This is a genomic window from Streptomyces spinoverrucosus (assembly GCF_006539505.1).
Lineage (GTDB): Bacteria > Actinomycetota > Actinomycetes > Streptomycetales > Streptomycetaceae > Streptomyces > Streptomyces spinoverrucosus.
In genome coordinates, this window is sequence record NZ_BJND01000007.1 from 206,957 (window position 1) to 221,555 (window position 14,599).

10 protein-coding genes are annotated in these 14,599 nt (G+C 72.1%); 5 read left to right on the forward strand and 5 right to left on the reverse strand.

The annotated features are described in order from the left end of the window. Nucleotides 1-373: 373 nt before the first annotated feature. Nucleotides 374-2,449, reverse strand: a complete 2,076-nt coding sequence (locus tag SSP24_RS05370; protein ID WP_141307607.1) for a hypothetical protein — start codon at nt 2,447-2,449, stop codon at nt 374-376. Between the two features lie 149 nt (nt 2,450-2,598). After that, on the reverse strand, nt 2,599-2,850 hold the full coding sequence (locus SSP24_RS05375; RefSeq protein ID WP_141307608.1) for a helix-turn-helix domain-containing protein: 252 nt from the start codon (nt 2,848-2,850) through the stop codon (nt 2,599-2,601). Between the two features lie 32 nt (nt 2,851-2,882). On the opposite strand from SSP24_RS05375, the gene map reads away from it, so the two are divergent. Together map and SSP24_RS05385 are read left to right on the forward strand one after the other, a co-directional pair. Next, nucleotides 2,883-3,659: a type I methionyl aminopeptidase gene (gene map / locus SSP24_RS05380; RefSeq protein WP_141307609.1), complete on the forward strand. Its 777-nt coding sequence runs from the start codon at nt 2,883-2,885 to the stop codon at nt 3,657-3,659. 222 nt (nt 3,660-3,881) lie between these two features. Further along, nucleotides 3,882-6,419 (forward strand): ATP-dependent Clp protease ATP-binding subunit, encoded by a 2,538-nt coding sequence (locus SSP24_RS05385; RefSeq protein ID WP_141307610.1) that lies wholly within the window; start codon nt 3,882-3,884, stop codon nt 6,417-6,419. 310 nt (nt 6,420-6,729) lie between these two features. Here SSP24_RS05385 and ggt read toward each other — a convergent pair whose 3' ends face one another. After that, complete coding sequence (gene ggt, locus SSP24_RS05390) at nt 6,730-8,532, reverse strand: gamma-glutamyltransferase (RefSeq protein WP_141307611.1); 1,803 nt, start codon at nt 8,530-8,532, stop codon at nt 6,730-6,732. Nucleotides 8,533-8,647: 115 nt separating this feature from the next. Between ggt and SSP24_RS05395 the strand changes: the two genes are divergently transcribed. Both SSP24_RS05395 and SSP24_RS05405 read left to right on the forward strand, forming a co-directional pair. Further along, on the forward strand, nt 8,648-9,406 hold the full coding sequence (locus SSP24_RS05395; RefSeq protein ID WP_174864595.1) for a hypothetical protein: 759 nt from the start codon (nt 8,648-8,650) through the stop codon (nt 9,404-9,406). Nucleotides 9,407-9,741: 335 nt separating this feature from the next. Beyond that, a complete protein-coding gene (locus tag SSP24_RS05405) occupies nt 9,742-11,310 on the forward strand; it encodes an alpha/beta fold hydrolase (RefSeq protein ID WP_141307612.1) in 1,569 nt (522 codons plus the stop codon). Nucleotides 11,311-11,422: 112 nt separating this feature from the next. Here SSP24_RS05405 and SSP24_RS05410 read toward each other — a convergent pair whose 3' ends face one another. Then, entirely contained in the window at nt 11,423-11,830 is a 408-nt protein-coding gene (locus tag SSP24_RS05410) for a DUF6278 family protein (RefSeq protein ID WP_141307613.1), read from the reverse strand. A gap of 186 nt (nt 11,831-12,016) precedes the next feature. On the opposite strand from SSP24_RS05410, the gene SSP24_RS05415 reads away from it, so the two are divergent. Continuing rightward, nucleotides 12,017-13,780 carry an SGNH/GDSL hydrolase family protein gene (locus tag SSP24_RS05415; RefSeq protein WP_141307614.1) on the forward strand — a complete coding sequence of 588 codons (1,764 nt, stop codon included), beginning with the start codon at nt 12,017-12,019 and terminating at the stop codon, nt 13,778-13,780. Between the two features lie 13 nt (nt 13,781-13,793). Here the strand turns inward: SSP24_RS05415 and SSP24_RS05420 are convergent, their stop codons facing one another. Further along, nucleotides 13,794-14,573 carry an exodeoxyribonuclease III gene (locus tag SSP24_RS05420; protein WP_141307615.1) on the reverse strand — a complete coding sequence of 260 codons (780 nt, stop codon included), beginning with the start codon at nt 14,571-14,573 and terminating at the stop codon, nt 13,794-13,796. Nucleotides 14,574-14,599 lie beyond the last annotated feature (26 nt).

Genomic DNA, 14,599 nt, shown 5'->3' on the forward strand with positions numbered 1-14,599 from the left:
GCACGAACGTATGCCTAGGTGAAGGCCTTGCCAAGACCATCGTCGTTAACCCGCGAAGTCGGCGCTGTTTCACACCCCTGTGGGTGATCACGGGCGGCTAGGGCCTGTCGTTTGGATCAGGTCGTCTGAGAGAGACTGCGCCTTTGAGCCGACCCGAGCGGGGGCGATGGGGGTGCCCCCGCACGAGCTGGTTCGAGCGTGGGGGAGCGTGCAGCTGCAAGGCGGAGGAGGGCGGCGACGCGATGGGGGTCCCCCCGCGCGAGCTCGTTCGAGCGTGGGGGAGTCGGCAACCGACGACAACGCGGCTGGGGGTACCCCTCTGGGGGAGCGCGTGCCAGACCCCGCGACGCCGGCATGATCCAAACGACAGGCCCTACGTCGTGAGACCGGCGACACGCAGGGCGTGCACGAGGTCCCAGTGCCGCTCGGCGGACACGCCCTGCGCGGCCTCCAGCAGAAGCGGCACCAGGGTCTGCGGGTCGGGCCCGGCACTGCGCGCGGCCTCCTCGGGGGTGCGGACCCGGACGTACGCGTCGAGCAGCGCCCGCACCTCGCGGCGACGGCCCTCGCGGGCCAGCGCGAGCACGGCCCGGCCGATCTCACCGGCGGGCCGCCCCACGCCCTGCCGCAGGATCTGCTCCCCGTCGATGTCCCGACCTGCCGCGACCAGCGCGTCCGCCGCGGCGACCAACTGCTCGGCGGGCAGCGAGGCGGCCTCCCACAGCAGCGTCGCCCAGTCGGCACCGAGCCCGGCGCGTTCCATTTCGGCGGCGAGCAGCGGAAAGCGGGCGGCGGGCCAGTAGGCGGCCTCGACCAGCAGCACGTGCGCCTCACCCGTGCGCCCCTCGCTGCGCAGCCGCACCAACGTCTCAACCATCCCGGCGACGTCCCGCCGAGCCGCCGAGTCCACCACCTCACCCTCCGGCTCCGCCCGCCCGTCCGGTTCCTCGGCCACCCCCGCGAAACGGGCGCCGCGCAGGGTACGACCGGTGGTCGGGGCCGGGGCGGGCAGTACGGGTACGGCGCCCGGCGGTACGACGGTGGGGGCGGCTTCCTCCTCGACCATCCCAGCGAAACGGGCCCCGCCGCGGCGGCGTTTGCGCTGCTTGGGGGTGGGGCGGGGGGAGTCGGGGGCCGGGGCGGAGGCTGGGGGTTGCGGGGGCTCGGAGGTTGGGGTGGGGGTCGGGTCGAAGGCCGCCGGGTGGGGGGTTGGGCGGGTCGGGGCTGGGGCTGAGTCGTAGGCGGTGGGATGCGGGGTCTCGCGGGCGAGAACCGGGTCGTAGGCGGCGGCCTGTGAGCCCTCGTGGGCCTGGGCCAAGTCATAGGCGGTGGGGTGCCGGGGCTCGGGGACGCGGCCCGGGTCAAAGGCGGCGGGTTGTGAGCCCTCATAGGCCTGAGCCGGGTCATGGGCGGTGGGCTGCCGGGGCTCGCGGACGAGGCCCGAGTCAAACACGGTGGGCCGTGATCCCTCGCGGGCGAGAGCCGAGTCGAAGGCGGCCGCCTGCGGGCCCTCGTGCGCCTGGGCCGAGTCATAGGCAGTGGGCTGCCGGGGCTCGCGGACGGGGCCCGAGTCAAAGACGGCGGACTGTGAGCCCTCGCGGTCGAGAGCCGGGTCGAAGGCGGCCGCATGCGGGCCCTCGTAGGCCTGAGCCGGGTCATAGGCCATGCGGTGACGGGGCTCCTGGGCAAAGGCGGTGGGCTGCGTGGGCGCAGTCGGTGTGGTGGAGTCGTTGGTGCCAGGGGCTGGGGCGGCGAGGTTGCCGGGGGCGGAAGGGGTGCCCTGGCCGGGAGTGGCCACGCCCGTGTCGTCCCCGGAGGGGTGGGCGCCCTGTGGGCCGTACGAACCGGCCTCCGTGCGCAGCACGGGACCGTGCCCCCGCCTCTCCCCCGCGCTCCGCGGCCGGATCAGCTGTGCGCCCCGCACGTGGCCGCCGCCCACCGAGCGCCGGTCCAAGTCCGCCATGCGTGCGCGGAGTTCGGCGCAGCGGGCGGTCGCCCGGTCGTGGTCGTCGCGGGCCCACGCCAGGTCCAGGCGGATGGCGTCGGCGTCCTCCTGGGTCGCGGCGGTGGGCAGCAACCGCCCCAGCTCGGCGACCCGTTCCGCGGCGTACCGCTGCTCGCGGAGCATGACGTCGAGCCGGTCCCCGACGGCGTCCCGGCCGCCGGGGCGGGCGTCGTACGCGTTGAGCGCGGCGGCGTGCAGCGGGCGGGCCCGTTCCTTCTCGGGGGCGGCGACCTCGGGGCCGTACTCGGCGGCGAGATCCTGCAGCAGCGCCTCGACCACATCCCACGGCGGCACCTCAAGCCCGTCGAGGCAGGCCCGCATGCCCTCCGGGTCGCGCTGCCAGAACACCGCGCACCACCCGGCGCCTTGATCCAGGCGCGCCAGCAGGCTGTTCAGGTAGTTCGCGAACTCCCGCACCCGAGCCGGGAGTTGTTCCACTGCCATCGCGCAACCCCCGTAAGGACCGGACAACTCCGGCCCGTAGACAACACCAGTCGTGTTACAGGCTCGCTACGGGGAGTTTTCCGAGGGGACGCAGAGGCCTCAGATCAGCCACGTTCCGGCGGTGACATCGCCATGCACCGACATTGCCGTCAGACGCCAACAGGCGCGCAGGCTCCGGCCAGTTCGTCCATGGACAGGCCGAGCGCACGGGCCAGCGCGGCCACCGTGAAGAAGGCCGGGGTCGGGGCGCGGCCGGTCTCGATCTTGCGCAGGGTCTCCGCGGAGATGCCCGCCCGAGCCGCCACCTCGGCCATGCTGCTGCCGCCACGCGCCTCGCGCAGCAGCTGCCCGAGCCGCTCGCCGCGTTCGCGCTCTTCGGGGGTGAGAGGGGTGCGCACCATGCCGTCATTGTAATACCGGTATAGTAATTGGCATGGTGGAGCTGAAGACAAACACATCGATCGACGCCATGTACGAGGCGGGCCAGGTCGTCGGCCGCGCCCTCACGGCCGTACGCGAGGCCGCCGCCGTGGGCGTCTCCCTGCTGGAGCTGGACGAGGTGGCCCGCGAGGTGCTGCGCGAGGCGGGCGCGAAGTCGCCCTTCCTCGGGTATCGCCCGTCCTTCGCGCCCACGCCCTTCCCGGCCGTCATCTGCACCTCGGTGAACGACGCGATCGTGCACGGCATCCCGACCGGCTACCGGCTGCGCGACGGCGACCTGCTCTCCGTCGACTGCGGCGCCGAGCTGGACGGCTGGGTGGGCGACTCGGCGATCAGCTTCGTCGTCGGCCGCCCCCGCCGGGCCGACCTGAGCCTGATCGAGACCGCCGAGCGCGCCCTCGCGGCCGGCATCGAGGCGGCGGTCGTCGGCAACCGCATCGGCGACATCGCCCACGCCATCGGCACGGTCTGCCGCAAGGCCGGTTACGGCATCATGGACGGCTTCGGCGGCCACGGCATCGGCCGCCGTATGCACGAGGACCACTCGGTCCCGAACGAGGGCCGCCCGGGCCGCGGCCTCCCTCTGCGCAAGGGCATGGTCCTGGCCATCGAGCCCATGCTCATCGCAGGCGGCCGCGACGACTACCACGCGTCCCCCGACGGCTGGACCCTCCGCACAACCGACGGCTCACACGCAGCCCACGCGGAACACACGGTTGCGATCACAGAGACGGCCCCTCGCATCCTCACGGCCAGACCAACGCCCTAAAGGGGCGCGGGGCTGTGACATTGTGCGGCTCCGCCGCGTGGGCGCGACCAGCCACAGCCGACCCGCACCCGCCGATCAACCAGGCACCCCCGAACCGTAGGCGCCCCACATGCCGCCCACCCGCGATCGTGCCAAGGTGTTAAAGAGCGTGCCCCACGTTTAGCCGCGCAGCGCCGGCGCACTCGTGCACACCGGTACGCCGATCAGCGAAACGGAACTGTGATGACCAGCGGCTTCCCTGGCCCGGAGGGCATGAACCCGGACCCGTTCGGAGAATTCCTGGCCCGCTTCTTCGGCGGCCCCCGCCCGGGGCCCCGCCAGATCGACATCGGCCGGCTGCTCAGTCAGCCGGCCCGGGATCTGGTGCGCGGTGCCGCGCAGTACGCCGCCGAACACGGCAGCCGGGATCTCGACACCCAGCACCTGCTGCGCGCGGCGCTCGCCAGCGAACCGACCCGCAGCCTGCTCAGTCGCGCCGGCGCGGACCCCGACACCCTGGCGTCGGAGATAGACGAGCGCTCGGGCCCGGTCCAGCACCCGCAGGGCGAGGTCCCGCCGCCCACCTCGCTCTCGCTCACCCCGGCCGTCAAGCGCGCCCTGCTGGACGCGCACGACCTGGCCCGCGCGAGCGGCACCGGTTACATCGGCCCCGAGCATGTGCTCAGCGCACTCGCCGCCAACCCGGACTCCGCCGCCGGGCACATCCTCAACGCGGCCCGCTTCGCCCCCTCGGGAATGCCGCCGGAGGCCGCCCCGGACGCCACGCAGGCCCGCCCCGAGCAGGCCCGCCCGGCGGCCACGCCGACCGTCGACAAGTTCGGCCGTGATCTCACCGACCTGGCCCGTCAGGGCCGTATCGACCCCGTGATCGGGCGGGACGAGGAGATCGAGCAGACGATCGAGGTGCTCTCCCGGCGCGGCAAGAACAACCCCGTGCTTATCGGTGACGCGGGGGTCGGCAAGACCGCGATCGTGGAGGGGCTGGCGCAGCGGATCGCCGACGGCGACGTGCCCGACGTACTGATCGGGCGGCGGGTGGTGGCCCTGGACCTGCCCGGTGTGGTCGCGGGAACCCGTTACCGGGGTGACTTCGAGGAGCGGCTCAACACCATCGTGGGCGAGATCCGCGCCAACTCGGACCGCCTGATCATCTTCATCGACGAGCTGCACACCGTCGTCGGCGCGGGTGGCGGCGGCGAGGGCGGCTCCATGGACGCGAGCAACATCCTCAAGCCCGCCCTGGCCCGCGGTGAGCTGCACATCGTCGGCGCCACCACCCTGGAGGAGTACCGCAGGATCGAGAAGGACGCGGCGCTCGCCCGCCGTTTCCAGCCGATCCTGGTCCCCGAGCCGACCGCCTCGGACGCCATCGAGATCCTGCGCGGCCTGCGCGACCGCTACGAGGCCCACCACCAGGTCCGTTACACGGACGAGGCCCTGGTCGCCGCCGTCGAGCTGTCCGACCGCTATCTCACCGACCGCCGCCTGCCCGACAAGGCCATCGACCTGATCGACCAGGCGGGCGCGCGGGTGCGGCTGCGCGCCCGTACCAAGGGCACGGACGTACGGGCCATGGAACGGGAGGCCGAGCAGCTGGTCCGGGACAAGGACCAGGCGGTCGCCGACGAGCAGTACGAGCAGGCCACGCAGCTGCGGGACCGGATCACGGAGCTGAAGCGGCGGATCGCCGAGGCAAGCGGCGACGAGGAGGCCGACGAGGGACTGAACCTCGAAGTGACCGCCGAGGCCATCGCCGAGGTGGTGTCGCGGCAGACCGGCATCCCGGTGAGCAGGCTGACCGAGGAGGAGAAGGAACGGCTGCTCGGCCTGGAGGAACACCTGCACGAGCGGGTCGTGGGCCAGGACGAGGCGGTCCGGGTCGTCTCCGAGGCGGTCATGCGCTCCCGTGCCGGGCTCGCCAGCCCGGACCGGCCGATCGGCAGCTTCCTGTTCCTCGGTCCGACCGGTGTCGGCAAGACGGAGCTGGCGCGGGCCCTCGCCGAGGCGCTGTTCGGCAGCGAGGAGCGGATGGTCCGGCTGGACATGAGCGAGTACCAGGAACGGCACACCGTCAGCCGCCTGGTCGGCGCGCCGCCCGGGTACGTCGGCCACGAGGAGGCCGGGCAGCTCACCGAGGTGGTCCGCCGCCACCCGTACTCGCTCCTCCTCCTCGACGAGGTGGAGAAGGCGCACCCTGACGTCTTCAACATCCTCCTGCAGGTCCTCGACGACGGCCGCCTCACCGACTCCCAGGGCCGCACGGTCGACTTCACCAACACGGTGATCGTGATGACCAGCAACCTCGGCTCCGAGGCGATCACCCGGCGGGGCGCGGGAATCGGTTTCGGCGCGGGCGACGCCGAGGCGGACGAGGAGGCGCGGCGCGAGCAGATCCTGCGTCCGCTGCGTGAGCACTTCCGCCCCGAGTTCCTCAACCGCATCGACGAGATCGTCGTCTTCCGCCAGCTCACGCCGGACCAGCTGCACCGCATCACCAACCTGCTGCTGGGACACACCCGCCGGCTGATGCAGGCCCAGGGCATCATGGTCGAGTTCACCGACCCGGCCGTCGACTGGCTGGCCCGCCAGGGCTACCAGCCGGAGTACGGCGCCCGCCCCCTGCGCCGCACCATCCAACGCGAGGTCGACAACGAACTCTCCCGCCTCCTCCTCGACGGCCGCGTACAGAAGGGCGACCGGGTAAGGGTGGACACGGAAAGCGGCAGCCTGACGTTCCGAACGGAAAGCGCAACGGCGTAACCAACCGCCAGCGAGAGCGCGGCCGCGTTACCGAGGCAGCGGCCGCCCGGGCAGGACTTGGAGCGCCCCGGCACAGGCGGCACCGAAAGTGCGCGGCGCAGGCGATGCCGAGGACAGCGGCGCACAGACGGCACCGCGAGCGCCGCGCGGCACAGCCGCTGCCGGAAAACGGCCGCGCAGACGGCACCGACAAAGCGGCCGCGCAAGCGGTGCCGAGCACCCCGCCGCGCAAGCGGCACCGAACACCCGGCCGCACAAGCGTCACTGCGGCGGCCGCGCACGCGTTACCGAGCGCGCGGCCGCGTGAGCGTCACCGCACCGGCCACACCACCATCGCCGACCCGCCCCCACGCCGCTCCTTCTCCGCTGCCGCCAACCACTTCCCGCCCGGCAGGCGCTGGACGGCCGTGGCTGCGCCGATCTCGGGGGTGAGGCGGAAGGAGTGGCCGATGGCCTGCAACCGCTTGCGCACCTCGTTGTCGTCGTACAGTCCGGGCTCCAGCTCGGTCTGGGCGGCGTTGCGCTGGCTGGCTCGTGGTGCGGCGATGGCGTCGACGAGTGGCAGTCCGCGGTCCAGGAAACCGGTCAGCGTCTGCAGCACGGTGGTGATGATGGTCGCCCCGCCGGGCGAGCCCAGCGCCACCACCGGCTTCCTGTGCTCGTCCAGCACGATCGTCGGCGACATCGACGACCGCGGGCGCTTGCCCGGACCCGGCAGGTTGGGGTCGTGCACCGCCGGGTTGGCCGGGGTGAAGGAGAAGTCCGTCAGCTCGTTGTTGAGGATGAAGCCGCGCCCCGGGACGGTGATGCCACTGCCGCCGGTCTGCTCGATGGTGAGCGTGTAGGAGACGACGTTGCCCCACTTGTCGGCCGTGGTCAGGTGGGTGGTGCTGTCGCCCTCGTACGTCGTCGGGGCCGCCGTGCCGCCCGCGGAGCACGCCGCCGGGTCACGCGGGTCACCCGGCGTGACCGGGCTGGTCAGCACCGCGTCGTCCTTGATCAGGCACGCGCGCGAGTCGGCGTACTGCTGCGACAGCAGCTCCTTCGTCGGTACGTCCTCGAAGGCCGGGTCGCCCACCCAGCGCCCCCGGTCCGCGAACGCGATCCGGCTCGCCTCGATGTAGCGGTGCAGGTACTGGACCTCGCTCGCCTTCGACAGGTCCGTCCGCTCCAGCATGTTGAGCGCCTCGCCGACCGTGGTGCCGCCCGAGGAGGAGGGCGCCATCGCGTAGACGTCGAGGCCTCGGTACGACGTCTTGGTGGGCGCCTGGTTCTTGGTGCGGTAGGCCGCCAGGTCCCTCAGCGACAGATCGCCGGGGCGGGCGTGGTAGCCGGAGGCCGGGTCCACCGGGGGGTCGTTGACGGTGTCGACGATGTCCTTGGCCAGTCGGCCCCGGTACAGCGCGCCGACGCCCTCGCGGCCCAGCTCCCGGTAGGTCTGCGCCAGGTCGGGGTTGGTGAAGGTGGAGCCGACGACGGGCAGTTCACCGCCGGGCAGGAAGAGCTTCTCGGTGTCCGGGAAGTTCCGGAACCGCGCTTCGTTGGACGCGGTCTGCGCGCGGAAGGTGGCGTCGACGGTGAAGCCGTCGCGGGCCAGCCGTTCGGCGGGCTTCAGGAGGGTGCGCAGCGGTTTGCTGCCCCAGCTCTTCAGCGCCGCCTGCCAGGTGGCGGGGGTGCCGGGAGTGCCGACGCTCAGTCCGCTGGTGACCGCCTCGGCGAAGGGAATCGCCGTGCCGTTCTCGCTGAACAGGTTCTCGTCCGCCGTCAGCGGCGCGGTCTCGCGGCCGTCGATCGTGTGCACCGAACGGGACCGGGCGTCGTAGTAGACGAAGTAACCGCCGCCACCGATCCCGGCGGAGTACGGCTCCGTGACACCCAGCGCGGCAGCGGTGGCCACGGCCGCGTCGACGGCGTTGCCGCCCTTCCTCAGCACCTCGATCCCGGCGGCGGAGGCGTCCGCGTCGACGCTCGCCACCGCGCCGCCGTAACCGACGGCGACCGGGACCTTCTCCACCGGCGTCGTCCGGGGAGCCGGGGGCGCCGCGGCCCCCACCGACACCACGGCGGCCGACACCGCCAGAACCGTCAGTTTCCGCACGACAGGGCGACGCATCCGCACCTCCAGTCAGGGACCGTTCGGGCAGCCTAATCCATGGACATGCCCGCGTCAGGAGCCCATACCGCCGCCCTCGAACACCATTTCCCTACGCCCGCTACCATGCGCGCCCATGAACGACGACGTGCGCAACATCGTCCTGGGCGTGCTGGCCGCCGGCATCAGCGCCGCCCTCGGCTGGCTGGCCCGCACCTACCTGTGGAAGCGCAAGCTCCGCCGCAAGCAGGCCTTCTTCGGGCTGCCGGACAACTCCGAGTCGCTGCTCGTGGTGAACCGCCAGGCGGGCGGCGGCGAGATGTCGGTGAAGCGGCACGACGTGTTCGCCCTCCTCGAACTCTCCGCGCTCATCAAGGACTGCAACGCCCACGCCCAGATCGTCGGCCATGACACGGCCCAGCAGGGCTTCGGTGAGCGCACCGAGTTCTGCGTGGGCGGGCCGTACTCCAACTTCCGGATGGCGGCGCACCTGGAGTCCCTGCTGCCGGGCGTCCGGGTCAATGTGGACACCGAACCCGGACCGGACCGCGGCTCCTTCCAGATCGGCGACGACCGCTACCGTCTGGACCGCGGCAAGGACGAGTACGTGCTCCTCGCCCGGCTCACCGCGGGACAACGGCGGGACGAGCGACCGGTGTTCCTCTTCTGCGGTCAGCGCGCGATCACCAACCAGGCCGCCACCCGCTACCTCGCCCGCAACCACGAGCGGCTGGCCCGCAAGCACGGCAACCACACTTTCGTGCTGCTGCTCAAGGTGGTGAACTCCCAGGCGTACGGCCCGGACGTGGTCGAACTGGTCGCGGATGTAACGAGGGCCGCCCAGGCCCCCCTCCCGGCGGCCACCGCTCCCCGCACGTCACACCGAGCGACCTAGGGCCTGTCGTTTGGATCATGCCGGCGTCGCGGGCCCTGGCACACGCATCTGCCGCGTTGTCGTCGGTCGCCGACGCGCCGCGTCGACTCCCTCCTCCGCCTTGCAGCTGCACGCTCCCCCACGCTCGAACCAGCTCGCGCGGGGGCACCCCCATCGCCCCCGCTCGGTTCGACCGAAAAGCGCAGTCCCTCTCAGCCGACCTGATCCAAACGACAGGCCCTAGCTGCACCCTTCAACAATTGTTACTTTCACGTAACTTACCGACGGGTTACCCCCGGTAAGAGCCTGCAGTTACCGTCGGGTCACTTTGCACTGACACGAGTGAGGAGTGACCCGTGGGACTCCATCGCAAGGCCCTGCGTACGACCGCCGTGGGCGCCGTCTCCGCGACTCTCGTCGCCGGTAGCGCCCTCGGGTTCGCCCCCGCCGCCCAGGCGGCCCCCCACCCCGTCCGCTTCGTCGACATCACCGGCGACGGCGGCACGATCCTCAAGGCGAACGTCGTCACGCCCGCGGGCGCCGACGCCGGTCGCCGCTACCCGCTGCTCGTGCTGCCCACGAGCTGGGCCACGCCGCAGATCGAGTACCTCGCTCAGGCCCAGAAGCTCGCCGACTCCGGCTATGTCGTGGTCACGTACAACTCCCGCGGCTTCTGGCAGTCCGGCGGCTACATAGAAGTCGCCGGGCCACCCGACATTGCCGACGCGTCCCGGGTCATCGACTGGGCGCTCGCCAACACCCCGTCCGACGCCGAGCGCATCGGCATGGCGGGGGTCTCGTACGGCGCCGGGATCAGCCTGCTCGCCGCCGCGCACGACAAGCGGGTCAGGGCCGTCGCCGCGCTCAGCGGCTGGGCCGACCTGATCGACTCGATCTACTCCGGCCGCACCCAGCACTCCCAGGCCGCGGCCCTGCTGCAAGGCGCGGGCCGGATCACCGGGCGACCCAGCCCCGAACTCCAGCAGGTGTTCAAGGACTTCTTCGCCTCCAACCTGGAGAAGGAGCCGGAGCTCATCGCCTGGGGGAAGAAACGTTCCCCCGCCGCCTACCTGGACCGGATCAACGACAACGGCGCCGCGATCATGCTCGCCAACGCCTGGGGCGACACGATCTTCCCGCCCAATCAGTACGCGGACTTCTACGAGAAGCTGACCGTCCCGAAGAGACTCGAACTGCGCCCGGGCGACCACGCGACCGCCGAGGCAACCGGGCTGCTGGGCCTGCCCAACGACGTGTGGACCGACACCGAGCGCTGGTTCGACCACTACCTCAAGGGCGAGAACAATGGCATCGACCGCGAGCAGCCGGTGCGCTTGAAGTCCCGCACCGGCGGCGACTACGAGGACTACCCGGACTGGAAGTCGGTCGCCGCGACCATCCGGAAGATCGACCTCGCGGGCTCGACCTCGATCCGAACGAACGTCAACTCGGGGGCGGACGGCGGGGTCATCCTCCTGTCCAGCATCCTCGACCAGGTCGCCCAGCTGCCCCCGACGGCCTCGATCCCCCTGCTGCCGCGCCGCTGGGCCGCCGTATGGCAGTCGGAGAGGTACGCCACGACCCAGCAGGTGCGCGGCACCGCGAAACTGCACACGACCCTCACCCCGACCGAGGCGAGCGGAACCCTCGTCGCCTACCTCTACGACGTGGGACCGCTCGGCCTCGGCAAGCTGGTCAGCAACGCGCCCTACACCTTCCACGGGCGTACGCCCGGAAAGCCGTTCGGCGTCGACCTGGAGCTGTTCTCCACGGCCTACGACGTCCCGGCAGGGCATCGGCTCGCCCTGGTCGTCGACACGGTCGACCCGCTCTACATCGAGCACAACCCGTCCGGCGCGCGGCTGACCTTCTCCTCACCGGCGAACGACCCGTCGTACGTGTCGATTCCGCTGCGCGAGCAGTGATCTGCGGCCGCCACCGGACGGGCCTGGCTCGGGGTACTGCCACCCCCTACGGGGACCCATCACGGGGCTGAACGGCACATCGTAGTCGAGGTCCGCCGGACGCGAACGAGTGTCAGTACTCGGCGACTTCCGCGTACAGCTGCGACAGCTCGGGCACCCCGCTCGCCGCCCACTCCTGACCGGAGGCCACGACGTCGAACTCACGGCCGGACGCCAGCCGCACCACCGGCTGGCCGTCCGGCCAGATCTCCCAGGCCGCGCCGGGCACCGTGCGTACGATCACCGTACCCAGGTACAGTCCGGCGTCATTGCCCAGCCAGGGCAGGATCTCCTCGTCGTCCCGCCAGCGCGGCAGCAGCTGGTCGAGCGCCTCCAACGAGTCCACGCTGTCGTCGAGTTGGACGCCCGCCCGGCCCGCCTGGGAACGGAGCAGCTCGCACTCGGCCAGGAGCTCGGCGATGCCCTCGGGGTCGAAGACCCCGGGCTTCTGGCGTCGGTGGCCCAGGAAAGGGATGTTCATACGTCCAGCCTGTCATTCGCACCGGCGTGCGCACCACAGGCGCGCGGGCGGTCGCGTCCGGTCGTCCGGGCGGTTTCACACCGCGTTCGCGTATGGTTCGTTGACCCGCCCAGGCCACCTCCCTAGCTTCACGATCATCAGCTTCATCGCTTCGCAGCAGGAAAGTCAGGAAATCAGGAGGTCCGGTTGGTACGCCGAGGTGTCCGGGGGTTCGCGGTCGTCCTCGTGCTGATCGCGTCCGTGCTGCCCACGACCTCCGCACAGGCCACCCGCGACGAGACGGCGGCGCCGCTGCCGCTGGAGCGGCTCTTCGACAACACCGCCGTCAGCGACGACAGCAGCCCCGCCGAAGCCGACTTCGACGGCGAGGGCGCATCCCTGTCCGCCCAGGACCTCACGGCCGCCGGCTGGACGCCCGGCCGCGCGCTCACCGTGCAGGGCGCCACGCTGACCTGGCCGGACCGGGCCGCGGGCGAGCCGGACAACGTGCGCGCCGACGGCCAGAGCGTGGCGCTGCACGGCCGGGGCGACGCGCTGGCCTTCCTGGTCACGAGCACGTCCGGCGCCGACCTCACCGCCTCCGGCACGGTCTCGTACGCCGACGGCACCCTCTCCCCCTACGTCCTCACCGCACCCGACTGGCGGCGCGGCCCGCTCGCCACCAAGGCGGTGGCGCTGCCGCACGTCAACACACCCGGCGGTCAACTCGCCGTGAAGGCCCGGCTGTACGTCGTGACCGTGCCGGTCGACGCGGGGCGGACCGTCTCCTCGGTGCAGCTGCCCCTCGCGCCCGACCTGCATGTCTTCGCCCTGTCGGTGCGCGCCGCCACGACCGGCTGGACCGGCAGCTGGGCGACGGCGACATCCGGGCATCCGGCCGTGGGCCCGTGGACCGACCGGACGCTGCGGCTGGTGGTGCACACCTCGGCGGGCGGGCCCCGGGTGCGGCTGCGGTTCGACAACACGTTCGCGGCGGCGCCGGTACGGATCGGTGGCGCGACGGTGGCCGTGCAGGACACGGGCGCGGCGGCCGAGGGCACGCCGGTGCGGCTGACCTTCGGCGGGGAGCGGGGCGTGGAGATTCCGGCGGGGGCCCAGGCGTACAGCGATCCGCTCGCCTTCGACGTGCCCGCGGGTGCCGACCTGCTGGTCAGCTTCCATCTGCCCGGCCCGGTCGCGGCGGCGCCGGTGCACCGGCTCGCGCAGCAGCGGTCGTATCTGAGCGGGCCGGGCGACCACACCGCCGACGGCGCGGCCACGGCGTACCCCACCGTGCTGACCACCTGGCCGCTGCTGACCGGTGTGGACGTGGCCGGCGGGCCGGGGTCGGTCGTGCTGATCGGCGACTCGATCACCGACGGCGAAAGGTCCACCGTGGACGCCAACCGGCGCTGGCCCGACGTGCTGGCCGGGCGGCTGCTGGCGCAGAGCGCGGTGCCGCACTACGGCGTGCTGAACCAGGGCATCGCGGGCAACAACGTGATCAGCGACCGCTATCCCGGGGACGGGGTGTCCACGGACGCGTCGGGGGTGAGCGCCCTGCACCGGCTCGACCGGGATGTGCACGCGCAGGCCTCGGTGCGTACGGCGGTCGTGTTCGAGGGCATCAACGACCTGCGGTCGGGCAAGAGCGCGCAGCAGCTGACCGCCGGTCTTGAGGAGATCGCCGACCGGGCGCACGCGCGAGGGCTGCGGGTGCTGGTGGCGACCCTGCTGCCGTGCGGCGGCGCGCCCCGCTGCACGGCCGCCCTGGAGACGGAGCGGACCGCCGTCAACGCGTGGATCCGGCAGAACGACGCCTTCGACGGGGTGCTCGACTTCGACGCGGCGGTACGGGATCCGGCGCGGCCGACGCGGCTGCTCCCGGCGTACGACAGCGGCGACCATCTGCATCCGGGGGACGCGGGGCTGGCGGCGCTGGCGGAGTCGGTGGATCTGACGCTGCTGTAAACCTGCGGGGGCTCTAGACCTCCAGGTCCACCACCACCGGCGCGTGGTCCGAGGCCCCCTTGCCCTTGCGCTCCTCGCGGTCGACGTAGGCGTCCTTGACCGCGTTCGCGAACGGCTTGTTGCCGTAGACCAGGTCGATCCGCATGCCGCGGTTCTTGGGGAAGCAGAGCTGGCGGTAGTCCCAGTACGTGAACGGGTGGTCGTACTTCAGCGGGCGCGGGACCACGTCCGACAGGCCCGTCTCGCGCAGCGAGGTCAGCGCGGCGCGCTCGGCGGGGGTGACGTGGGTGAGGCCCTCGAAGGCGGCCACGTCGTAGACGTCGTCGTCGGTCGGCGCGACGTTGAAGTCGCCGAGCACCGCGAACGGTCGGGTGCCGCCCGCGTCACCGGCGACGGCCGCCTTCAGCGCCTCCAGCCACTGGAGCTTGTACGCGTAATGGGCGTGGTCGACCTCACGTCCGTTCGGCACGTACACCGACCAGACGCGGATCGGGCCGCAGGTCGCGGAGATGGCGCGGGGTTCCACCGAGCCGTCGTAGCCGGTGTCGCCGGGCAGGCCCTTGACGACGTCCGCGATGCCGAGCCGGGAGAGCACCGCCACGCCGTTCCACCGGCCGGTGGCGTGCACCGCGGCCTCGTAGCCCAGGTCGCGCAGCTGGTCGAACGGGAACTGCTCCTCGGCGACCTTGGCCTCCTGCAGGCACAACACGTCGGTGTTGCTGTTCTCCAGCCAGGCCAGCAGCCGGGGCAGACGGGCGGTGATCGAGTTCACGTTCCAGGTCGCGATGCGCATGCCTCACAACCTACCGGGCGGGTACG

What these genes read in the sequence shown, in the direction of transcription:
- SSP24_RS05370 (WP_141307607.1), bottom strand. Translation starts at nt 2,449, where the DNA reads ATGGCAGTGGAACAACTCCCGGCTCGGGTGCGGGAGTTCGCGAACTAC.
- SSP24_RS05375 (WP_141307608.1), bottom strand. Translation starts at nt 2,850, where the DNA reads ATGGTGCGCACCCCTCTCACCCCCGAAGAGCGCGAACGCGGCGAGCGG.
- map (WP_141307609.1), top strand. Translation starts at nt 2,883, where the DNA reads ATGGTGGAGCTGAAGACAAACACATCGATCGACGCCATGTACGAGGCG.
- SSP24_RS05385 (WP_141307610.1), top strand. Translation starts at nt 3,882, where the DNA reads ATGACCAGCGGCTTCCCTGGCCCGGAGGGCATGAACCCGGACCCGTTC.
- ggt (WP_141307611.1), bottom strand. Translation starts at nt 8,532, where the DNA reads ATGCGTCGCCCTGTCGTGCGGAAACTGACGGTTCTGGCGGTGTCGGCC.
- SSP24_RS05395 (WP_174864595.1), top strand. Translation starts at nt 8,648, where the DNA reads ATGAACGACGACGTGCGCAACATCGTCCTGGGCGTGCTGGCCGCCGGC.
- SSP24_RS05410 (WP_141307613.1), bottom strand. Translation starts at nt 11,830, where the DNA reads ATGAACATCCCTTTCCTGGGCCACCGACGCCAGAAGCCCGGGGTCTTC.
- SSP24_RS05420 (WP_141307615.1), bottom strand. Translation starts at nt 14,573, where the DNA reads ATGCGCATCGCGACCTGGAACGTGAACTCGATCACCGCCCGTCTGCCC.